General features: G+C 68.0%; 19 protein-coding genes. 15 read left to right on the plus strand and 4 right to left on the minus strand.

What is annotated here, in order from left to right; all coding sequences use genetic code 11:
* Nucleotides 1–37: 37 nt before the first annotated feature.
* Complete coding sequence (gene mgtE, locus L0966_RS10085; RefSeq protein ID WP_370640694.1) at nucleotides 38–1417, minus strand: magnesium transporter; 1380 nt, start codon at nucleotides 1415–1417, stop codon at nucleotides 38–40.
* A gap of 152 nt (nucleotides 1418–1569) precedes the next feature.
* The gene (locus L0966_RS10090; RefSeq protein WP_234051775.1) at nucleotides 1570–2181 is read right to left on the minus strand and encodes a carbonic anhydrase; all 612 of its coding nucleotides are present in this window, start codon (nucleotides 2179–2181) and stop codon (nucleotides 1570–1572) included.
* Nucleotides 2182–2574: 393 nt separating this feature from the next.
* On the opposite strand from L0966_RS10090, the gene urtA reads away from it, so the two are divergent.
* The 13 genes from urtA (at nucleotide 2575) to L0966_RS10155 (ending at nucleotide 16968) form a co-directional block, all read left to right on the plus strand.
* Nucleotides 2575–3906 (plus strand): urea ABC transporter substrate-binding protein, encoded by a 1332-nt coding sequence (urtA, locus tag L0966_RS10095; protein ID WP_234051776.1) that lies wholly within the window; start codon nucleotides 2575–2577, stop codon nucleotides 3904–3906.
* Nucleotides 3907–4430: 524 nt separating this feature from the next.
* A complete protein-coding gene (gene urtB, locus L0966_RS10100; protein WP_234051777.1) occupies nucleotides 4431–6083 on the plus strand; it encodes an urea ABC transporter permease subunit UrtB in 1653 nt (550 codons plus the stop codon).
* Entirely contained in the window at nucleotides 6080–7192 is a 1113-nt protein-coding gene (gene urtC, locus L0966_RS10105; RefSeq protein WP_234051778.1) for an urea ABC transporter permease subunit UrtC, read from the plus strand. The genes urtB and urtC overlap by 4 nt, the downstream gene beginning before the upstream one ends.
* Before the next feature lie 5 nt (nucleotides 7193–7197).
* The gene (gene urtD, locus L0966_RS10110; RefSeq protein WP_234051779.1) at nucleotides 7198–8115 is read left to right on the plus strand and encodes an urea ABC transporter ATP-binding protein UrtD; all 918 of its coding nucleotides are present in this window, start codon (nucleotides 7198–7200) and stop codon (nucleotides 8113–8115) included.
* A 6-nt stretch (nucleotides 8116–8121) separates the two neighbouring features.
* Nucleotides 8122–8817, plus strand: a complete 696-nt coding sequence (urtE, locus tag L0966_RS10115) for an urea ABC transporter ATP-binding subunit UrtE (protein ID WP_234051780.1) — start codon at nucleotides 8122–8124, stop codon at nucleotides 8815–8817.
* Nucleotides 8783–9676, plus strand: coding sequence for an urease accessory protein UreD (locus L0966_RS10120; protein ID WP_370640695.1), 894 nt, complete (start codon nucleotides 8783–8785; stop codon nucleotides 9674–9676). The genes urtE and L0966_RS10120 overlap by 35 nt, the downstream gene beginning before the upstream one ends.
* Nucleotides 9677–9803: 127 nt before the next feature.
* Nucleotides 9804–10424: an urease subunit gamma gene (locus tag L0966_RS10125; protein WP_234051782.1), complete on the plus strand. Its 621-nt coding sequence runs from the start codon at nucleotides 9804–9806 to the stop codon at nucleotides 10422–10424.
* 1 nt (nucleotide 10425) lies between these two features.
* A complete protein-coding gene (locus L0966_RS10130; RefSeq protein WP_234051783.1) occupies nucleotides 10426–10782 on the plus strand; it encodes a GFA family protein in 357 nt (118 codons plus the stop codon).
* A 10-nt stretch (nucleotides 10783–10792) separates the two neighbouring features.
* A complete protein-coding gene (ureC, locus tag L0966_RS10135) occupies nucleotides 10793–12502 on the plus strand; it encodes an urease subunit alpha (protein WP_234051784.1) in 1710 nt (569 codons plus the stop codon).
* 51 nt (nucleotides 12503–12553) lie between these two features.
* Nucleotides 12554–13333: an urease accessory protein UreE gene (locus L0966_RS10140; RefSeq protein WP_370640696.1), complete on the plus strand. Its 780-nt coding sequence runs from the start codon at nucleotides 12554–12556 to the stop codon at nucleotides 13331–13333.
* On the plus strand, nucleotides 13290–14159 hold the full coding sequence (locus L0966_RS10145) for an urease accessory protein UreF (protein WP_370640697.1): 870 nt from the start codon (nucleotides 13290–13292) through the stop codon (nucleotides 14157–14159). Before L0966_RS10140 ends, L0966_RS10145 begins: the two co-directional genes overlap by 44 nt.
* Nucleotides 14156–14779 carry an urease accessory protein UreG gene (ureG, locus tag L0966_RS10150; protein WP_234051785.1) on the plus strand — a complete coding sequence of 208 codons (624 nt, stop codon included), beginning with the start codon at nucleotides 14156–14158 and terminating at the stop codon, nucleotides 14777–14779. The genes L0966_RS10145 and ureG overlap by 4 nt, the downstream gene beginning before the upstream one ends.
* A gap of 119 nt (nucleotides 14780–14898) precedes the next feature.
* On the plus strand, nucleotides 14899–16968 hold the full coding sequence (locus L0966_RS10155; RefSeq protein WP_234051786.1) for a methyl-accepting chemotaxis protein: 2070 nt from the start codon (nucleotides 14899–14901) through the stop codon (nucleotides 16966–16968).
* Nucleotides 16969–17249: 281 nt separating this feature from the next.
* Here the strand turns inward: L0966_RS10155 and L0966_RS10160 are convergent, their stop codons facing one another.
* Complete coding sequence (locus tag L0966_RS10160; RefSeq protein WP_234051787.1) at nucleotides 17250–17732, minus strand: hypothetical protein; 483 nt, start codon at nucleotides 17730–17732, stop codon at nucleotides 17250–17252.
* Nucleotides 17733–17846: 114 nt separating this feature from the next.
* Nucleotides 17847–18410, minus strand: a complete 564-nt coding sequence (locus tag L0966_RS10165) for a hypothetical protein (RefSeq protein WP_234051788.1) — start codon at nucleotides 18408–18410, stop codon at nucleotides 17847–17849.
* 231 nt (nucleotides 18411–18641) lie between these two features.
* On the opposite strand from L0966_RS10165, the gene L0966_RS10170 reads away from it, so the two are divergent.
* Together L0966_RS10170 and L0966_RS10175 are read left to right on the plus strand one after the other, a co-directional pair.
* Complete coding sequence (locus L0966_RS10170; protein ID WP_234051789.1) at nucleotides 18642–19361, plus strand: TlyA family RNA methyltransferase; 720 nt, start codon at nucleotides 18642–18644, stop codon at nucleotides 19359–19361.
* An 8-nt stretch (nucleotides 19362–19369) separates the two neighbouring features.
* On the plus strand, nucleotides 19370–20590 hold the full coding sequence (locus L0966_RS10175; protein ID WP_234051919.1) for a class I SAM-dependent RNA methyltransferase: 1221 nt from the start codon (nucleotides 19370–19372) through the stop codon (nucleotides 20588–20590).
* The last annotated feature ends 119 nt before the right edge of the window (nucleotides 20591–20709 follow it).

A 20709-nucleotide genomic window follows, 5' to 3' on the forward strand; every position in this document is an offset into this window, starting at 1 on the left:
GGTGCCCCGGGCCGGTCTCAGGCCAGGGCCGCGGGCATCACAGGATGGTGCCGTGCAGGAAGAGCCAGGCCACCGAGAAGTAGATGACGATGCCGGTGACGTCGACCAGGGTCGCGATGAACGGCGCCGATGCGGTGGCCGGGTCGAAGCCCAGCCGCTTCAGCGCGAACGGCAGCAGCGAGCCCGCCATCGAGCCGAAGGTGACGATGCCGATGAGGGCGGCGCCGATGGTGACGGCCAGCAGCTTCCAGTATTCGCCGTAATCGAAGATGCCGGCCTCCTGCCAGACGGCGATGCGGATGATGCCGATGACGCCCAGGATGGCGCCCAGCACGATGCCGGTGGGCAGCTCGCGCAGGGCCACGCGCCACCAGTCCCTCAGTGTCACGTCGCGCAGGGCCAGGGCGCGGATGATGAGCGAGGTGGCCTGCGAGCCGGAATTGCCGCCCGAGCTCATGACCAGCGGGATGAACAGCGCCAGCACGATGGCCTTCTCCAGTTCGTCGGAGAACACCTGCATGGCCGAGGTGGTGAGCATTTCCGAAAGGAACAGCACGCACAGCCAGCCGGCGCGCTTCTTGATCATCTGCATGAAGGAGATGTCGAGGTAGGGCTCGTCGATGGCCTCCATGCCGCCCATGCGCTGGACGTCCTCGGTCTGCTCCTCGATCATGGCGTCGATGACGTCGTCCACGGTGACGATGCCGATGACGTGGCCGGTGCTGTCCACCACCGGCAGGGCCAGGAAATTATACTTGGAAATGGTGCGTGCCACGTCCTCACGGGGCAGGGTGGGGGACACGGTGATGGGCGCGTAGGGCTGGGCCACGGTGGTGATGTTCGCATCCGGCACGCCCGAGATCAGGCGGCGCAGGGTCACCGTGTTCATCAGCCGGCGGGTGGCCGGGTCCAGCACATAGATGGCGTAGATGGTCTCGCGGCTGCCTTCCACCGCGCGCACATGGTCGAGGGTCTGCTGCACCGTCCAGTCGGCCGGCACCGAGACGAACTCGGTGGTCATCAGCGATCCGGCGGTTCCTTCGGGATAGGTCAGAAGGTGGTCGATGGCAGTGCGGGATTCGGTGTTGAGGGCGTTGCGCAGGCGGGCGCGGGCCTCGTCCTCCACCCAGCGCAGCACGTCGGCCGCGCGGTCGGCGGCCATGCCTTCCAGGATCGCCACCGCCTTGTCCTGGGGCAGCGCCTCGATGACCTCGCAGGCATCGTGGAATTCCGGCTGGTCCAGCACTTCCACCGCCCACGGCAGGGGCATGGCGGAAACGACGTCGGTGGCTTCCTGCGCCGTCTTGGCGTTCAGGTATTCCACAATGTCGGCGACGTGCTCGTGGCCGAGCCGCCCCACCAGAGCGTTCGAGGCGGTTCCCGCCATGGCATCGGCGTTGATCTTGCCCACGTTCATCCCCAAATCTCCCACCGGAACGCCGGACGCTGCGGGTTCGGGAGCCCGCCTGTGAACCGAAAGCCTCCCGCAGCGTCACAGTCGCGACGGGAGGCGCCTGTCGATGTCTAAACTGCCGTTCATGACAGTATCAAATCACCGCTCCCGAAGCGTCACACGGCCTGGAAGCTTCCTTCCTTGTCGAGCACTTCCAGGCGGCCGGTGGCGACGCCGAAATAGGCGCCGTGCAGTTGCAGGTCCCCGGCCGCGACGCGATCCTTCACCCATGGGAACGAGCCGAGGTTCGAGAGCGAGAGCTTGACGCAGCACTGTTCGCAGAAGCGCGCGCGCTCGGTCGCGGGCAGGTTGGCATCCACCGCCATGAGGCGGGCCGGCTCGGCGATCTTCATCCACTCGGTCACGAAGTCCTGGGCCTCGGGCGGGGCGCCCTCCAGCAAAGCGTGGACGCCGCCGCACTGGGCGTGGCCCATCACCACCACATGCTTCACCTTCAGCACGCGCACCGCGAACTCGATGGCGGCCGAGGTGCCGTGATAGTTCGCGTCGGGCTGGTAGGGCGGCACCAGATTCGCGACGTTGCGGACGATGAACATCTCGCCGGGGCCGGCATTGAAGATCATCTGAGGGTCGACGCGGCTGTCGGAACAGGCGATGACCAGGGTCTCCGGCTTCTGGCCCTTGGCCGCGAGCTGCTCGAACACCTGCTTGCGCTCTGGCCAGGCGATTTCACGGAAGCGCTTGTAGCCCGCGATCAGATCGTCCACCGCTTCTCTCCTTCTCAGCTGTGCGGGGGCACGGAAAGCCGGCGCGCGGCGCGCGTCAAGTGCCCTTGTCACCGGTTCCGCAGCGGCGCTGAGGGGGCTTTGCCTTTGAAATAACGAGGAAGCCGCGCGGCCTTGCCTTTCGGTGCGGCATTCGCCGGCTGGGGCCCGTATGGGCTGCATAATAATTATGCTTATGCCTTATCTATGGGCAGTAAATAGGTAGCATTATGATCCTGCGGGCGGCAGGGTGAGGGGGTAGGCCGAAAACCCTCCGCGTTCCCAAGTCTTCGCAGGTCTCCCATGCCTTTGGCATAGGCTTTGCTGTCCCTGAGCCGCCCGTTCGCGCGGCCGGGGTGCTCCGGCGGGCGCGGCATCAGCGAAAGGGAGAGGGCAATGCTCCGTTTGTTCAAGAGAGCGACGACGGGATTGAAGCGGCTCGCCGCCGCCACGGCGCTCGCGGGGGCCACCGCCGGCGCGTTGGCCGGCTCCATGGGCGCAGCGCGCGCCGAGGACACCATCAAGGTGGGCATCCTGCATTCCCTCTCCGGCACCATGGCCATCAGCGAGACCACGCTGAAGGACGTGATGCTCATGCTCATCGAGGAGCAGAACAAGAAGGGCGGCGTGCTCGGCAAGAAGCTCGAGCCGGTGGTGGTGGACCCGGCCTCCAACTGGCCGCTGTTCGCCGAAAAGGCGCGCGAGCTCATCACCAAGGACAAGGTTTCGGCCGTGTTCGGCTGCTGGACCTCGGTTTCGCGCAAGTCGGTGCTGCCGGTGTTCAAGGAATTGAACAACATCCTCTTCTACCCCGTGCAGTATGAGGGCGAGGAGAGCGAGCGAAACGTGTTCTACACTGGCGCCGCGCCCAACCAGCAGGCCATTCCGGCGGTGGACTACCTGGCCGAGGAAGAAGGTGTGAAGCGCTGGGTGCTGGCCGGTACCGATTATGTCTATCCCCGCACCACCAACAAGATCCTCGAAGCCTACCTCAAGTCCCGTGGGGTGAAGGACGAGGACATTATGATCAATTACACGCCGTTCGGCCATGCCGATTGGCAGACCATCGTGGCGGATATCAAGAAGTTTGGCTCGCAGGGCAAGAAGACGGCGGTGGTCTCCACCATCAATGGCGACGCCAATGTGCCCTTCTACAAGGAGCTTGCGAACCAGGGCGTGAAGGCGACCGACATTCCGGTTGTGGCCTTCTCTGTGGGTGAGGAAGAGCTGGCCGGCATCGACACCAAGCCGCTGGTGGGTCACCTGGCGGCCTGGAACTACTTCATGTCCATCGACACGCCGGAGAACAAGGACTTCATCGCCAAGTGGCACGCCTTCACCAAGGATCCCAAGCGCGTGACCAATGATCCCATGGAGGCGAGCTATATCGGCTTCAACATGTGGGTGAAGGCGGTGGAGAAGGCCGGCACGACCGATCCGGACAAGGTGATTGCCGCCCTTCCCGGCATCAAGCAGGCTAACCTCACCGGCGGCATCGCGGAGATGCTGCCCAACCACCACATCACCAAGCCCGTCTTCATCGGCGAGATCGAGGGCGATGGCCAGTTCGACGTGGTGTGGAAGACCAAGGATCTGATCCCTGGTGAGGCGTGGTCGCGCTATCTTGAGGGGTCCAAGAATCTGGTTGCCGATTGGGTGAAGTATAATTGCGGCAACTACGACACCGTGAAAAACGTGTGCCTGGGTTCCGCGGCGCCCGCCAAGTAAGGGCGGCCATCACGCTGGTGTGTCGGGCGGGGCTTCCCGTCCGCCGAATTCGCCTCGGGTGATCCCGGTCCGCCTCCCGGTGGGGGCGGGCATGGTGGAGGCGAGGGGTTCTTCTGCAAAGCAAAGCTCTCGGCCGCGCGGAAGGGCCTCACACCCGGCCCTCTCCCCCCAGCCCGGGGAGAGGGCGCTTGCCGGCCATCGGGCCGCATCCCTCCGCCCCGCAGCGACGCCACGGCCCGTCGCGCGGGGTGGGGTCGGGATGAAGGGGCCGAAGTCCGCAGCCCTGGGGCGCCGCGCGGTCCGGGCCTTGCCGCCGGGGTCGGCTCCGGTTCCGCCACACGCCTTCAGCTCTGGATGAGACGCCCATGCGCAGACCAATCCCCCTTTCCCGGAGCTGCCTCACCTTTCGGCATTGGCGGCGCAGGAGGCGCGGCGCCGGGGACGGGTGGGCGCAAGGGGGCATCGCTGCGTCCCGCCTCGCGGGGGCGGCGGCACGCGCCTCCTTCGTGAGCTTCCGCGTTTGTATGAAGAAGGCCGTGGCCGCAGGGCGTGCGCTGGCCCTGGCCGGGCTCCTGCTGTTGGGCCTGGCGGCCCTCGCGCCGACCTTGGCGCCAGCCCAGGCGCAGACGGCGCCGGACCTTGCCCCCACGGAGCTTGCCCCAACCGTCGCGAAATTCGCCAATGACAGCTATGCCCAGACGGCCGAGGCCCTGGCCGAGCTGTCCACCACCGGCAGTCCCCAGGCCGCCGCTATCGTGAGCGCCTTGGCCGATGGCCGGTTGCTCTACGATCCCGCCACCAAGGCGGTCTATATCCGTCTCGCGGATGGCAGCCTTCAGGACGCCGCGACCGGCGCCAAGGCAAGCGGGGCGCCGGCCGATCTGTCCGCCGTGCGGGCCAATAACCGGGTGCGCCGCGCCATTGAGGCGGCGGCGGGCGCGCTTTCCCTGCTCGATGCCGATCCGGCCAAGAGGCGCGATGCGGCGGCGGCGGTGTTCAAGTCGCGCGATGCGGCGGCCCTTCCCACCCTCGATGCCGCCCTGGCGCAGGAGAAGGTGGCGGATGTGAAAGCGGCGCTGGCTGAGGCGCGCGCGGCCATCCTCATCGGCAAGGCGGATGCGCCGGAGGCGGAGCAGATGGCTGCCGTGAAGCTCATCGCTGCCCGTGGCGACCAGGAGGCGCTCGGCCTGCTGCGCACCGTGCCGGCGAGCGCTCCGCCCGCCGTGAAGGCCGCGGCTGCGGAAGGCATCGCCGCCATCGAGCGCGATCTCAAATTCTGGGAGGTGGCGCAGAACGTCTGGTATGGCCTCTCTCTGGGCTCGGTGCTGCTGCTGGCGGCCATCGGCCTTGCCATCACCTTCGGCGTGATGGGGGTCATCAACATGGCCCATGGCGAGATGGTGATGCTTGGAGCCTACACCACCTTTCTGGTGCAGGAGGTCATCCGCACCTCGGCGCCCTGGCTGTTCGACTGGTCGCTCGCCATCGCCTTGCCGCTCGCCTTCATGTTCACCGGGCTGGTGGGCATCCTCATCGAGCGCACGGTGATCCGCTTCCTATATGGCCGGCCGCTGGAAACGCTGCTGGCCACCTGGGGCGTGTCGCTGATCCTGCAGCAGGCGGTGCGCTCGCTCTTCGGGCCCACCAACCAGGAGGTGGGCGCGCCCTCCTGGATGTCCGGGGCGTTCCAGGTGGGGCAGATGTCCATCACCTATAACCGGCTGTGGATCATCGTCTTTTCGCTGCTCGTCTTCTTCGCCCTGCTCATGGTGCTGAAGCGCACCTCCCTTGGCCTTTATGTGCGGGCGGTGACGCAGAACCGGCGCATGGCGGCGGCCATGGGCATCCGCACCGGGCGCATCGACGCGCTCACCTTCGGGCTGGGCTCCGGCATTGCCGGCATTGCCGGGGTGGCGCTCTCGCAGATCGACAATGTGAGCCCGAACCTGGGACAGGGCTACATCATCGACAGCTTCATGGTGGTGGTGTTCGGCGGGGTGGGGAATCTTTGGGGCACGCTGGTGGGCGCCTTCACTTTGGGAGTGGCCAACAAGCTGCTGGAGCCGTTCGCCGGCGCGGTGCTGGGCAAGATCCTGCTGCTCGTCGCCATCATCCTGTTCATTCAGAAGCGCCCGCGCGGCCTGTTCGCGCTCAAGGGCCGGGCGGTGGAATCATGAGGGGCATCATCGACCGCACCGGCGGCATCTTCCTCTTCCTCGTTCTGGCGGCGGCGGTGCTGGTGCCGGCCTCGAACCTGCTGCTGCCGCCCTCCAATCCGCTGCATGTGCCCGATTACATGATCCCGCTCATCGGTAAGTATCTCTGCTACGCGCTGCTGGCCGTCGCGGTGGACTTGGTGTGGGGCTATTGCGGGGTGCTCTCGCTCGGCCATGGCGCCTTCTTCGCCTTGGGCGGCTATGCCATGGGCATGTATCTCATGCGCCAGATCGGCCCGCGCGGGGTCTATGGAAACCCGGTGTTGCCGGACTTCATGGTGTTCCTGAACTATAAGGAACTGCCCTGGTTCTGGCACGGTTTCGACTGGTTCCCCTTCGCCGCGCTCATGGTGCTGGTGGTGCCGGGGGTGCTGGCCTTCGTGTTCGGCTGGTTCGCGTTCCGCTCGCGGGTGACGGGGGTCTATCTCTCCATCATCACCCAGGCCATGACGTTCGCGCTGATGCTCGCCTTCTTCCGCAATGACATGGGCTTCGGCGGAAACAATGGCCTCACGGATTTCAAGGATATCCTGGGCTTTTCCGTGCAGGCGAGTGAAACTCGGCTGGCGCTGTTCGTGGCCTCCGCCCTGGCGCTGGCGGCGGGCTATCTCATCTGCCGGGCGCTCGTCACCTCCAAATACGGCAAGGTGCTGGTGGCGGTGCGCGACGCGGAAAGCCGCACACGGTTCCTCGGCTACCGGGTGGAGAACTACAAGCTGCTCGCCTGGACCCTTTCGGCCATGCTGGCCGGGGTGGCGGGGGCGCTTTACGTGCCGCAGGTGGGCATTATCAATCCCAGCGAGTTCGCGCCCTCCCAGTCCATCGAGATGGTGATCTGGGTGGCGGTGGGCGGACGCGGCACCCTGGTGGGCGCGGCGCTCGGCGCGCTCATCGTGAATGCGGGCAAGACCTGGTTCACCGGCGTGCTGCCGGAGGCGTGGCTGTTTGCCCTCGGCGCCCTGTTCGTGGTGGTTACCCTGTTTCTGCCCAAGGGGGTGCTGGGCCTGGGGTCCCAGATCTCCGAGCGACTCAAGAAACCGGCGGCCCCCGCGGCCGCCCCGGCGGAGTGAGCATCATGAGCCTCACCCCTCTCAATGCCCGCCCCCTCGCCGCCAAGACCCTGGCTGGCGCGCCCTTGCCCGGCACCCTGGCCGGCCCGCCGCCGGAGGTGGTGAAATCCCCCGGCGCGCTCTCGCTGGAGGCGGACGACGCGCTGTTCGCGGCCGAGCGGCCCGTGCGCGACCCTTTGGCCGTGACCTCGGCGCTGCTCTATCTCGACGCCATCACCGTGTCCTTCGACGGCTTCCGGGCGCTCAATGCCCTGTCGCTGGTGATCGGCGACAAGGAGATGCGCGCCATCATCGGCCCCAATGGCGCGGGTAAGACCACCATGATGGATGTCATCACCGGCAAGACCCGGCCCAACACGGGCACGGCTTTGTTCGCCGGCGTTCATGATCTGACGACCCTGGACGAAGCCGCCATCGCCGAGCTCGGCATCGGCCGCAAGTTCCAGACCCCCACCGTGTTCGACATGCACACGGTGGAGGACAATATCCTGCTCGCCGTGAAGGCGGACCGGCGCGCCTTCGCCAATATCCGCTGGCATCGCACCGCCTATGAGAAGGCGCGGGTGGACGAGCTTCTGGAGCGGGTGCGGCTTCAGGACCATCGCTTCCGCCGCGCGGGCGATCTCTCCCACGGGCAGAAGCAGTGGCTGGAAATCGGCATGCTGCTGGCACAGGAGCCGCGTTTGCTGCTGGTGGACGAGCCCGCCGCCGGCATGACCGACCAGGAGACGGCCGACACGGCGGTGCTGCTGCGGGAGATCGCCAAGACCCGCTCGGTGGTGGTGGTGGAGCACGACATGCAGTTCGTGCGCGACCTCGACGTGAAGGTGACCGTGCTGCACGAAGGCTCCGTCCTGGCCGAGGGACCGCTCGACCAGGTGAGCGCCGACGAGCGCGTCATCGAAGTCTATCTGGGGAGGTGAGGGGCCATGCTGAAGGTGGACAACCTCGACCTCTATTACGGCGCCGCCTACACGCTGAAGAACGTCTCGCTCACGGCGGAGGCCGGCAAGGTCACCTGCGTGCTCGGGCGCAACGGGGTGGGCAAGACCTCGCTCCTGCGCGCCATCATGGGGCAGCGGCCCATTGCCGGCGGCTCCATCACGCTGGAGGGCGAGGAGATCTCCAAGCTCTCCACGCCCGATCGCGCCGCGCGCGGCATCGGCTTCGTGCCCCAGGGGCGTGAGGTGTTTCCGCTTCTCTCCGTGAAGGAGAATCTGGAGACCGGCTATGCGCGCCTTGCCGCGCGGGACAAGTTCGTGCCCGATGAGGTGTTCGAGCTGTTCCCGGTGCTGAATTCCATGCTGAAGCGGCGCGGCGGCGACCTTTCCGGTGGACAGCAGCAGCAGCTCGCCATTGGCCGCGCGCTGGTCACCCGCCCGCGCCTGCTCTTGCTGGACGAGCCCACCGAAGGCATCCAGCCGTCCATCATCAAGGATATCGGCCGGGCCATCTCCTATCTGCGCGACAAGGGGGATATGGCCATCGTGCTGGTGGAGCAGTATTTCGAGTTCGCCCAGGAACTGGCCGACAGCTTCATTCTGATGGATCGCGGCGAGGTGCTGGCTTCCGGCGACAGGAGCGGACTTGATGGGGACGACGTGCGCCGCCTCATGGCGATCTGAAGTGACCCGGCCATCTGGGGTGACCTTGCCTGCGCAGACGCCGGCGCCGCGCCGCCAGCGCAGCGAGGGGCGGGTGCATGTGGCGGCGGCGCTGTTCGGCGGCGTTTCGCGCCTGAAGGACCTGGCGGAGGCGGGTAATCTGCGCGCCCGCCTGCCGCGCGGCAGCGAGGGGGTGGAAGCGGTGGTGGTGAACACCGCCGGCGGCGTCGCCTGTGGCGACCTCTTCCGCATTTCCGCGCGGGCGGAGGCCGGGGCCCATCTCACCCTCACCACGCCCGCCGCCGAGAAGGTCTACCGCTCCGACGGCCCGCTGGCCGAGATCGACGTGGTGCTGAGGGCGCAGGCGGGCGCGCATCTGGAATGGCTGCCCCAGGAAACCATCCTGTTCGACCGCGCCCGGCTGCGGCGGCGCTACGAGGTGGACCTTGCTGCCGATGCCCGCTTCCTCTCCTTCGAGGCACTGGTGCTGGGCCGCCTTGCCCATGGGGACGAGATGGGGGATGGGCATCTGGAGGACCATTGGCGGGTGCGCCGAGATGGGCGCCTTGCCTTTGCTGATGCGCTGCGCCTCTCCGGCCCGCTCGGCGCGCTGCTGGCGCGGCCGGCGGTGGCGGCGGGCCACCGGGCGTTCGGCACCCTGCTTTACGTCGCTCCCGATGCCGAGGGGCGCCTTGAGGATGCGCGCGCCCTGCTGGCCGCCGCCGAGCCGGGCGGACCTTGCGAATTCGGGGCGAGCGCCTGGAACGGCCTTCTGGCGGTGCGCTGGCTGGCCGCCGACAGCGCCACATTGCGCCGTGCGGCCGGCTCGTTTCTGATAGGCTTCCGGGGCCGGCCGCTGCCCCGGGTGTGGGCCACGTGATGCCAAAGGCGTGTGAGTGTGACGCACGGGCCATTGGCCGAGCCCGCGCGGCGTTTGAGCGGGCCCATTCGGCACCGGTCGAAGACCGGGGGGAGCGGGTGGAATCGCCAGGACAGGGAGAAGAGCCGTGCTGCTGACGCCGCGCGAAAAGGACAAGCTGTTCATCGCCATGGCCGCCGAAGTGGCCCGCAAGCGCCTCGCCCGCGGGGTGAAGCTGAACCATCCGGAGGCGGTGGCGCTCATCACCGACTTCGTGGTGGAGGGCGCCCGCGACGGCCGCACCGTGGCCGAGCTGATGGATGAAGGCGCCCGCGTGCTCACCACCGACCAGGTGATGGATGGCATCGCCGACATGATCCACGACATCCAGGTGGAGGCGACCTTTCCCGACGGCACCAAGCTCGTCACCGTGCACCACCCCATCCGCGGGGCGCCCTCTGAGCTGGTGCCGGGGGAGATCGCGGCGCGGCCGGGCGATATCGTCTTCAACGAGGGCGCCGAGACGGTGACGCTCACGGTCGCCAATACGGGCGACCGGCCCATCCAGGTGGGCAGCCACTACCACTTTTATGAGACCAACCCGGCCTTGTCGTTCGAGCGGGAGAAGGCGCGCGGCATGCGGCTGGACATCGCCCCCGGCACGGCGGTGCGCTTCGAGCCCGGTGCTACGCGGGAGGTGCGGCTGGTGCCGTTCGGCGGCGCGCGCAAGGTGCAGGGCTTCCGGGGTCAGGTGATGGGGGATCTTTGAGATGGCGGTTCAGCATTATTTCGGCGGCTGCCAGTGCGGCGCCGTGCGCTATGAGGTGGATGCGGACCTCGACCACACCGTGACCTGCAATTGCTCGCGCTGCCGCAAGCTGGGCGCGATCCTGACGTTCGCGCCCGAAAGCGCGTTCAAGCTCGTGTCCGGTGAGGGGGCGACTACCGAATACCTGTTCAATACCCGCAAGATCCACCACCTGTTCTGCTCCACCTGCGGCATCCAGTCCTTTTCGCGCGGCGCGGCGCCGGACGGCACCGCCATGGTGGCCATCAATGCCCGCTGCCTCGACGGCGTGGACGTAAAGAGCCTGACCCCTGTCGAGCACGACGGCGCGAGCCACTGAGGAGCCGGATATGTCCGCCAGAATGCCCCGCTCCGCTTATGCCCACATGTTCGGCCCCACGGTGGGCGACAAGGTGCGGCTCGCCGACACCTCCCTTTTCATCGAGGTGGAGAAGGACTTCACCCGGTATGGGGAGGAGGTGAAGTTCGGCGGCGGCAAGGTGATCCGCGACGGCATGGGCCAGTCCCAGGTGGCCAATGCCGATGGCGCCATGGATACGGTCATCACCAATGCCGTCATCCTCGACCATTGGGGGGTGGTGAAGGCCGATGTGGGCCTGAAGAATGGGCGCATCGCGAAGATCGGCAAGGCCGGCAATCCCGATACTCAGGATGGCGTCGACATCATCATCGGCCCCGGCACCGAAATCATCGCGGGCGAGGGCAAGATCCTCACAGCCGGCGGCTTCGACAGCCATATTCACTTCATCTGCCCGCAGCAGATTGAGGAAGCGCTGTCCTCCGGCATCACCACCATGCTGGGCGGCGGCACCGGCCCGGCCACCGGCACCTACGCCACCACCTGCACGCCGGGCCCCTGGCATATCGCCCGCATGATCGAGGCGGCCGACGCTTTTCCCATGAACCTCGCCTTCGCCGGCAAGGGCAACGCATCCCGCCCCGCCGCGCTGGAAGAGATGGTGCTTGCGGGCGCGGCGGCGCTGAAGCTGCATGAGGATTGGGGCACGACCCCGGCGGCCATCGACTGCTGCCTCTCGGTGGCCGATGCCCTCGACGTGCAGGTGATGATCCACACCGACACGCTGAACGAATCGGGCTTCGTGGAAGACACCATCGCCGCCTTCAAGGGCCGCACCATCCACGCTTTCCACACGGAAGGGGCGGGCGGCGGCCATGCGCCGGACATCATCAAGGTGGCGGGCCTGCCGAACGTGCTGCCCTCGTCCACCAATCCGACCCGGCCCTACACCCGCAACACCATCGACGAGCATCTCGACATGCTCATGGTGTGCCATCACCTCGACCCGGAGATCGCGGAGGATCTCGCCTTCGCCGAAAGCCGCATCCGCAAGGAGACCATTGCGGCGGAGGACATCCTGCACGATCTCGGCGCGCTTTCCATGATGAGCTCGGACAGCCAGGCCATGGGCCGGGTGGGCGAGGTCATCATCCGCACCTGGCAGACGGCGGACAAGATGAAGCGCCAGCGCGGCCACTTGCCCGGCGAGACCACCAGCGACAATCTGCGCGCGCGCCGCTACATCGCCAAATACACCATCAATCCCGCCATCGCCCACGGCATGTCGCGCCAGATCGGCTCGGTGGAGGCGGGCAAGCTGGCGGATCTGGTGCTGTGGACCCCGGCCTTTTTCGGCGTGAAGCCCGATCTCGTCATCAAGGGCGGGGCCATCGCCATGGCGCAGATGGGCGACCCCAACGCCTCCATCCCCACGCCGCAGCCGGTGCACTACCGGCCCATGTTCGGCGCCTTCGGGCGGGCGCTGGCCCACACCTCCCTCACCTTCGTGTCCAAGGCGGCGCTGGAGGATGGGCTGGCGACGCGTCTTGCGGTTTCCAAGGAGCTGGTGGCGGTGGAGAACACCCGCTCCGGCATCTCCAAGAAGAGCATGGTGAACAACGACGCTACCCCGGTCATCGAGGTGGACCCGGAAACCTACGATGTGCGCGCCGATGGCGAGTTGCTGGTGTGCGAGCCGGCGGAAAGCCTGCCCATGGCTCAGCGTTACTTCCTGTTCTGACGCCGTCCACGCCGGGCTTCCGGCGGGAATGCTGTAGATTGAGATCGGGAGATGATCCCGGAGGATGAGATGATCCGCGCCACCACCATTGTCCGCCGCCCCGCCGTCCGCACCGAGCGGGTTGCCGATGAGCTGACCCTCGACCATCAGGCCCGGCACCGCCGCCGCTTCGCCTTCACCGCCGATGGAGGGCTTGCCTTCCTGCTCGACCTCGACAAGGCCGCCGTGCTCGACGATGGCGACGCGGTGAAGCTCGAGGATGGCCGCCTGGTGCGCATCAAGGCCGCGCCCGAGCGGCTGATCGAGGTGCGCACGGCGAGCCCCCTGCGGCTCATGAAGGTGGCGTGGCACCTGGGCAACCGGCACGTGCCCGCCGAGCTCACCGAGGACGCCATCTATTTCGCGGACGATCATGTGCTGATGGAGATGGTGCGGGGCCTGGGCGCCGCCACCGCCGTGGTGGAGCGCCCCTTCCGACCCGAAAAGGGCGCCTACGAGGCCGCCGCCGCCCATGGCGGCCATCACGACCACGATCATGATGGCCATGCCCACCACGAGCACGCTCATGCGCATGGGGAGGAGCACGTCCACGGCCCCGGCTGCGGGCATGATCATGAGCACCACGCTCACGAGCATGAACACGAAGGCCATGTCCATGGACCGGGCTGTGGGCACGATCATGCCCATGATCACGACCATGCGCACACCCACGAGGATGCCCACGGGCACCATGGCCACGAGCACCACGGCCACGGGCATGAAAGCTCGCAGCCCCAGGCTGGTGAGCATGCCCATGATCACGGCGCGGGCCACAGCCACCGGCATGGCTGATATCGCGGTCACGAACGGGCCATCGGCCGCCGGCCTCAGCGTTGCGACGGCGGTGGAGCCACCCAATGAGCCGGCTTCCCTTGCGCATTCCGTATCGCGTGCCGGCGCGGTGGGGGATGCGGCCGGCGAGCCCCCACCCGGCGGGGGCGTGACGCTTGGCCTGCTGCCGCTGTTCGCGTGGCTCTCGCCGGCCTTTCCGGTGGGGGCCTATGCCTATTCCCACGCCCTCGAATGGGCGGTGGAGGCCGGCGACGTCGAGACCCCCGCGCAGCTGCTGTCGTGGCTGGAAGACGTGTTCGCCCACGGCTTCGCGCGCACCGATGCCATCCTTCTCGCTCACGCTTATGCTGCCGCTCACGCGGGCAACGGGCACGCGCTGCGGGATGTGAATGACCTGGCCGTGGCGCTCGCGCCCTCCGCCGAGCTGCGGCTGGAGGGCTGCCAGCAGGGCCGCTCCTTCCTCGATGCGGTGAGCGCCGCGTGGCCCGCGCCGCGCCTGGCCGAATTCGCCCCGCTGCTGGTGCCGGAGGCCGCCTATGCGGTGGCGCTGGGGCTCGCCGGCGCGGCCCATGGCATGGCGCTCGCACCGGTGCTGGAAGCCTTCCTTCTCGGCGTGGCGCAAAATCTCGTCTCGGCCGCCGTGCGCCTTGCCCCCATTGGCCAGACGGCGGGCACGAGGGTGGTGGCGGCCCTGGCGCCCCACGCCCGCGCGCTCGCGGCGGAGGCGCCCGCGCTCACGCTGGATGAGATCGGCAGCGCCACCTTTCGCGCCGATCTCGGCAGCTTTCGCCACGAAACCCAATATACGAGGCTGTTCCGCTCATGAGCTCCAGCAAATCTCCCCTGCGCGTCGGCATCGGCGGGCCCGTCGGCTCGGGCAAGACGGCGCTCATGGAGGCCCTCTGCAAGGCCTTCCGCGACCGCTACGACGTCTGCGCCATCACCAACGACATCTACACCAAGGAGGATGCGCGCCTGCTCACGGTGGCCGGCGCCCTGCCGCCCGAGCGCATCCTGGGGGTGGAAACCGGCGGCTGCCCGCACACGGCCATTCGCGAGGATGCCTCCATCAACCTGCGGGCGGTGGCCGACATGCAGGCGAAGTTTCCGGCGCTCGACGTGGTGCTGATCGAATCCGGCGGGGACAACCTGGCCGCCACTTTTTCCCCGGAGCTGGCCGACATCACCATTTATGTGATCGACGTGGCGGGTGGTGAGAAGATCCCGCGCAAGGGCGGGCCCGGCATCACCCGCTCGGACCTGCTGGTGGTGAACAAGACCGACCTCGCGCCGCTGGTGGGCGCCGACCTCAAGGTGATGGAAGACGACACCATCCGCATGCGCGCCGGGCGCCCTTACGTCTTCTCCGCCATCCGCAATGGCAGCGGGGTGGAGGCCGTGGCGCGCTTTATCGAAACGGCGGGCGGGCTCGGCGATCCGGCCTAAGTCTCCGAATTGCCGAAGGTATTTTATTCCGCATAGGATTGCGACTCGCTGTCAATCCGTGGTCATTGGGTACAGCTAGAAGTATCCCGTAAGTGACTATGGTGGGCGGGGAGTGTATCATGCGTTTGGCCGATCTGGGCATCCGGACGAAACTCGTCCTTGCTGCGGGTGCGTTGAGCATCCTGTCCATGCTGGTGGTGGCGGGCGTCAGCCTGTGGGTGTCGGCCCGGGCCGCCACGCGGGACGCGGAGGCACGCGCCGAGGCGCTGCTTGGCCAATATGAGCAGACCATTGCCGCGCAGATGTCCCGTTCCATCACCATCGCGCAATCGGGCGCGCTGGCGGTGGAGGGGCTGCTTGAGGCGAACATGGTGGATCGGGACGCGCTCGGCGGCCTGATGCTGCGCATGGTGCGCGAAAATCCCCAATTGGTGGGCATGACGCTGGCCTTCGAACCCAATGGGCTGGAAGGCCGGGACGCCGATTTCGTCTCCCACCCCTACTCTGACGCGGCCGGGCGCTTCGTGCCCTATTTCTTCCATAAGCCCGACGGCTCCGTGGATGTCGAAAAGCTCGTCATGACCAAGGAGGCCGGCACCGAGAACTGGTATGACCGGCCGGTGCGCGAGAACCGGGCCCTGGTCACCCCGCCTTACGAATATCCCGTGAACGGCGAAAACCGGCTGATGACCACCAGCAGCGTGGTGGTGCGCCGCAACGGCAAGCCCATCGGCATCGTCACCACCGATCTGCCGCTGACCGGCATCACCCGTTTCGTGCAGACGCTGCGGCCTTTCGGCGACGGCCGGGTGGCGCTGGTGGGCACGAATGACCTGTGGATCGCCAACAACGATCCCAAGCTCCTCGGCAAGCCGGTCACGGACCCGTCGCTCAGGGCGCTGCTCGATGCCGCCAAGCGGGGCGAGACCGCGACCGGGCAGCGGGAGGACGCGGCGGGCACATGGTCGCTGATGGCGGCGCCGGTCACGCTGTCAGGGGTCAATGAGCGCTGGGTGCTGGTGATGAGCGTGCCGGAGGCCACCTTGTTCGCCACCGTTACGGACACGCGGAACAAGCTGCTGCTGACGGCGGTGGTGACGCTGGCCCTTATCCTGGTGCTGGTGTTCTTCGGTGCCGGCGCCCTGGCGCGCCCGATCCACCGCATGACCGAGAAGATGCGTCTTCTGGCCAGCGACGACACCTCGATCGCGGTGGAGGACATGGACCGCAAGGACGAGATCGGCGAGATGGCGCGGGCGGTGGACGTGTTCCGCCTCAATGCCATCGCGCGCAGGGAGCACGAGGCCGCCGCCCAGCAGGCGAACGAGGCCCGCATGGCCCGCCAGGCCCGGATCGACGCGTTGATCCAGGGCTTCCGCCAGACGGCAAACACCGTGATCAATGATGTCAACGGTGCCATGCGCGAGCTCGATACCGTGTCCGGCGCGCTGATCGGAGCGGCCGAGACGAGCCAGCGCGACTCCGCGTCGGCGCTTCAGACCTCGCAGAGCGCGTCGGGCAATGTGCAGGCCGTGGCTGGCGCGGCGGAAGAGCTGAGCGCCTCCATCTCCGAGATCGCCCAGCAGATCGCCCGGACCGAGCAGATGGTGGGCAAGGCCACCGAAGGGGCGGGCGTTGCCAATACCAAGATTGCCGGCCTGGCGGAGGCCGTCTCCCGCATCGGTGAGGTGGTGGGGCTGATCGAGGCCATCGCGCAGCAGACCAACCTGCTGGCCTTGAACGCCACCATAGAGGCCGCGCGCGCCGGCGAGGCGGGGCGCGGGTTCGCCGTGGTGGCGGCGGAAGTGAAGGACCTTGCGGAGCAGACCGCGCGGGCCACCCATGACATCGCGCAGCACATCTCCTCGGTCCAGACCGAGACGGCGGAGGCGGTGGATGCCATCCGGGCCATCGTGAGCCTGATGGAAGAGGTGGAGCACTATGCCACCGCCATCGCCGGCGCCATTGAGGAACAGACCGTAGCCACCACGGAGATCAGCTCGAATATCGAGAGCGCTGCGGCCGGTACCAGCCAGGTGGCGGCGGATATCGGCGGCCTGAACATCGCGGTGGCCGGCACCAGTGCCTCGGCGACCCGCGTGCAGGATGCCTCGCACTCGGTGGGAGCGGCGACAACGCGCCTCGACACCGAGATCGACGGCTTCCTGAAACAGGTGGCCGCGGCCTGAGGCCGGGGGCTGCGCGCGGGGCGGGAGCGTCTTCAAGCGAAGAGGCTCCCGGTTCGCCTGAGGAAAGTGCTTTAAGTCAAGACGCTAAAGGATTTCTCCGCTTCCGTGAGCGGAGGACTGCCCAGTCCCGCGCGCCATAGCCGTGGGGCTCGGATCCGCGCGGGCGATGTGGTGCCGCACGGAAGCGGCGGCGCCGCGGGCACCGCCATGGCGCGCCCGAGAGGGGGCGGTGACTGGCCGCTCGGGGCGTCAGTCTTGTCCGCCCTCGGTCATGTCCGGCTTCAATTCTTGGGCTTGCAGGCGGCCTCGAAGGCGGTGAGGGCCTCGCCGGCGCCGGAAAGGCTGATCTTCTGCTTCATCCCCTTCACCTCGACGGTGAGGGAGGAGCCGCCCTTCAGGAGCGCCTTGACGTCGGCGAGCTTGGTGGGCGCTTCCACGTCCACGGCATTGTTCTCCTCATTGCCCACGGCCTTGCCGTTGAGCGTCTTCTTGACGCTGCCGGTGGACAGGATGAGCCGTGCGGCGGCCTCCCGCTCCAGGCCCTCGGAGCCGATCTGGCTTTGCGCGGTCACGCTGTCCGAGCCGGGCTTGCAGAGGAAGAACAGCATCACCTCGTCGGTCTCCGGCACGCCGAAGACGAGCGCGGCGCTCTCCTCGGTCTGCTGGAGGTGCCACGACATCTTCTGCTGAGCCGTGGCCGGCAGCGTGAGCGCCGCCGTGGCGGCAACGGACATGAGGGGCAGGAGGACGAGCGGGCGGAGCATGGTCGTGTTCCAGTTGATCCGGCGCGGATCATACTGCCTGTCACGGGAAGTTGAAGGGGCTCGCGCGCGCTGTCCGTGCGCGAGCCTTAACGCCCCGTCTCCAGGCGCTGCGGGCTACCGCCGGGGCTGGCAGGCGCGGCGGAAATCGGCCAGCTTCATCTTGGCTCCGGCCAGCGGGAAGCTGGCGGTGGCGCCCGGCGCGCGCACCGTCAGGGTGTCCCCGTCGGCGAGCAGGTCGAGCACGCGCTCGTCGAAGCTCACGGCCGCTTCCGCCACCACCAGCCCGTCGCTGGCGCCGCGAAAGGTGGAGGCGGCGAGCTCCAGCCGGCGCTTGCCGGCGGACAGGGAAAGCGCCACCCCTTCGCCCGAATGGATCTTGGCGGACTTTACCTCGACGGTGAACTGCAGCAGGCCTGCACTGGGCTGGCACCCCACGGCGAAGACCGGGTCCGCCGCTCCCGGCGCGCCGAAGCGCAGCACGATGGTTTCATCGGCCCGCGCGATCAGCCACACGCGATTATCCTTCGGCGCGTCGCTGTGCTTGGCGGGCTTGGCCTTTTCCCCGTGGGAGGTGGCCGCCCAGGCCCCCGTCGCACCCGGCCAGAGGGCCAGGAGGCTGGAAAAAACGAGGCTCAGGGCGATTTCGGCTGGTGCACGCTTCGGCTTGGTCTGCTGCATGGTTCCCGGTTCCGTCGCGCGCCGACGCCCCCGGCGGCGGTCGTGACCGTCCCGGATCGCGCTTCCTTGCCACTCAATGGTCAATTTGCTTCCCCAACGGGCTTGGCATATCACGGCCTTTATCCGCTCGCGACGGCGCAAGCTACGGCTTTGCGTCGCGGGGCAGCCGCAAGGCTCGGCCGCAGGTGGAAAAGCCATACGTCGGGGCGGGGCTGGAGCAGGGCGCCGGGCATGCGCATTGATCGATTGTTGGTGGAGCGGGGCCTGTTCGAAAGCCGGGCCCGGGCCCAGGCCGCGCTGGCCGCGGGGCTGGTGAAGGTGGATGGCGCCGTCGTCACCAAGCCGGCGGCGGAGGTGGCGGAAGATGCCCGCATCGAGGCGCGCGATGTCCATGATTTCGTCTCGCGCGGGGGCATGAAGCTGGAAGCGGGCCTGAAGGCCTTCGGCATCAATCCCATCGGGCTGCGCGCGCTGGATGTGGGCGCCTCCACCGGCGGCTTCACGGATGTGTTGCTGCGCCGGGGCGCCGCCCATGTGTTCGCCGTGGATGTGGGGCGCGAGCAGTTCCACGCCAGCCTGAGGGGCCGGCCGGACATTACCCTGATGGAGGAAACCGACATCCGGAGCCTGGACCGCGCGGCGGTACCGGGAGCGGTGGACCTGGTGGTGGTGGATGTCAGCTTCATCTCGCTGCGGCAGGTGCTGCCGGCGGCGCTGGCCTTCGCCGCCCCGCGCGCGCGGCTGGTGGCGCTGGTGAAGCCGCAGTTCGAGGCTGGCCGGGATGCGCTGAAGAAGGGCATCGTCCGTGATCCGGCGGCGCGGCAGGAGGTCTGCACCGCCAGCGAGGACTTCGTGACGAGCCTGGGCTGGCGGGTTTCAGGGCTCGTGCCGTCGCCCATCACCGGCGGCGACGGCAATGTGGAATATCTTCTGGGAGCGGAGCGCCCGTGACGGCGACGATGGTGGATCTTCAGGTGCGCCGCCTGGGCGCGCAGGGTGACGGCGTGGCCGAAGGGCCGGCCGGCCCCGTTTTCATGCCTTATGTGCTGCCCGGCGAGACGGTGCGCGGCGCCCTGGAGGGCGAGCGGCTCGTCGTGGCCGAGATCCTGGAGCCGAGCGCGGATCGCGTGGCGCCGGCCTGCGCCCATTTCGGCCGCTGCGGCGGCTGCCTGCTCCAGCACTGGAGCCTTGAGCCCTATTTCGAGTGGAAGCGCACCCTGGTGGTGGAGGCGCTGCGGCGCGAGGGCCTGGACGCCGAGGTGGCGCCGCTGATCGACGCCCATGGCGACGGGCGCCGGCGCGTCATATTCCATGCCCGACAATATGGCCCGCGCACGGTGGTGGGCTTCGCCGAGCGCAAGTCGCACGCCATGGTGGCGCTGGAAGCCTGCCCGGTGCTGGCGCCGGGCCTGGACCGGGCGCTGCCCGCCGCCCGCGCGGTGGCGGAGGTGCTGGCGCCGCTGAAAAAGCCGCTCGACCTCCAGGTGATCGCCACCGATACCGGGCTCGACATGGATGTGCGCGGCTCCGGCCCCCTGCCGCCGGCGCTGCTGATGGACGTGGCCGCCCTGGCGGACCGCTTCAATCTCGCGCGCCTCACCCGCCATGGGGAGCTCGTGCTGCAGCGGGTCGCGCCCGTGCTGGCCATGGGCACCGCGCGGGTGGAGCTGCCGCCGGCCGCCTTCCTGCAGGCCACCCGCGCCGGCGAGGAATTGCTGTCGCAGGCGGTGCTCGCGGCCACCGAGGGCGCGAAGCATGTGGCGGACCTGTTCGCCGGGGTGGGCACGTTCGCCCTGCGCCTGGCTGCCCGTGGACGCGTCTTTGCTGCCGAAAGCCACGCGCCGGCCCTCGCCGCCCTCCTGAAGGCTGCCCACGCGCCGGGCCTCAAGGCGGTGAAGGGCGAGGCGCGAGACCTGTTCCGCCGCCCGCTGATGGCCCAGGAGCTGGCCGCCTTCGACGCGGTGGTGATCGACCCGCCCCGCCAGGGCGCCGAGGCCCAGGCCCGCGAGCTGGCCGCGGCCAAGGTGGAGCGGCTCGTCTACGTCTCCTGCAACGCCGCCACCTTCGCCCGTGACGCGCGGCTGCTGGTGGATGGCGGCTGGCGGCTCGGCGGCGTGACGCCGGTGGACCAGTTCCGCTACTCCCCCCATGTGGAGCTGGTGGCCACCTTCAGCCGCTGAAGCCAAAACGACGGTATTTTGATGTGAAATAAATTACATATCAAAATTGTATGGATTATATCTCTTAAGACATCTATGTCTGGTGAAATAGGTGCCCACAAGGGGCGCCCATGCCGGGG

This window comes from Xanthobacter sp. NM-59 (genome assembly GCF_021401125.1).
Classification (GTDB): domain Bacteria; phylum Pseudomonadota; class Alphaproteobacteria; order Rhizobiales; family Xanthobacteraceae; genus Xanthobacter.

Excerpts from the sequence above, each read along its gene's own strand:
- mgtE (WP_370640694.1), bottom strand. The coding sequence starts at position 1,417 with ATGAACGTGGGCAAGATCAACGCCGATGCCATGGCGGGAACCGCCTCG.
- urtA (WP_234051776.1), top strand. The coding sequence starts at position 2,575 with ATGCTCCGTTTGTTCAAGAGAGCGACGACGGGATTGAAGCGGCTCGCC.
- urtB (WP_234051777.1), top strand. The coding sequence starts at position 4,431 with ATGAAGAAGGCCGTGGCCGCAGGGCGTGCGCTGGCCCTGGCCGGGCTC.
- urtC (WP_234051778.1), top strand. The coding sequence starts at position 6,080 with ATGAGGGGCATCATCGACCGCACCGGCGGCATCTTCCTCTTCCTCGTT.
- urtD (WP_234051779.1), top strand. The coding sequence starts at position 7,198 with ATGAGCCTCACCCCTCTCAATGCCCGCCCCCTCGCCGCCAAGACCCTG.
- urtE (WP_234051780.1), top strand. The coding sequence starts at position 8,122 with ATGCTGAAGGTGGACAACCTCGACCTCTATTACGGCGCCGCCTACACG.
- L0966_RS10120 (WP_370640695.1), top strand. The coding sequence starts at position 8,783 with ATGGGGACGACGTGCGCCGCCTCATGGCGATCTGAAGTGACCCGGCCA.
- L0966_RS10130 (WP_234051783.1), top strand. The coding sequence starts at position 10,426 with ATGGCGGTTCAGCATTATTTCGGCGGCTGCCAGTGCGGCGCCGTGCGC.
- ureC (WP_234051784.1), top strand. The coding sequence starts at position 10,793 with ATGTCCGCCAGAATGCCCCGCTCCGCTTATGCCCACATGTTCGGCCCC.
- L0966_RS10140 (WP_370640696.1), top strand. The coding sequence starts at position 12,554 with ATGATCCCGGAGGATGAGATGATCCGCGCCACCACCATTGTCCGCCGC.
- L0966_RS10145 (WP_370640697.1), top strand. The coding sequence starts at position 13,290 with ATGCCCATGATCACGGCGCGGGCCACAGCCACCGGCATGGCTGATATC.
- ureG (WP_234051785.1), top strand. The coding sequence starts at position 14,156 with ATGAGCTCCAGCAAATCTCCCCTGCGCGTCGGCATCGGCGGGCCCGTC.
- L0966_RS10155 (WP_234051786.1), top strand. The coding sequence starts at position 14,899 with ATGCGTTTGGCCGATCTGGGCATCCGGACGAAACTCGTCCTTGCTGCG.
- L0966_RS10160 (WP_234051787.1), bottom strand. The coding sequence starts at position 17,732 with ATGCTCCGCCCGCTCGTCCTCCTGCCCCTCATGTCCGTTGCCGCCACG.
- L0966_RS10165 (WP_234051788.1), bottom strand. The coding sequence starts at position 18,410 with ATGCAGCAGACCAAGCCGAAGCGTGCACCAGCCGAAATCGCCCTGAGC.
- L0966_RS10170 (WP_234051789.1), top strand. The coding sequence starts at position 18,642 with ATGCGCATTGATCGATTGTTGGTGGAGCGGGGCCTGTTCGAAAGCCGG.
- L0966_RS10175 (WP_234051919.1), top strand. The coding sequence starts at position 19,370 with ATGGTGGATCTTCAGGTGCGCCGCCTGGGCGCGCAGGGTGACGGCGTG.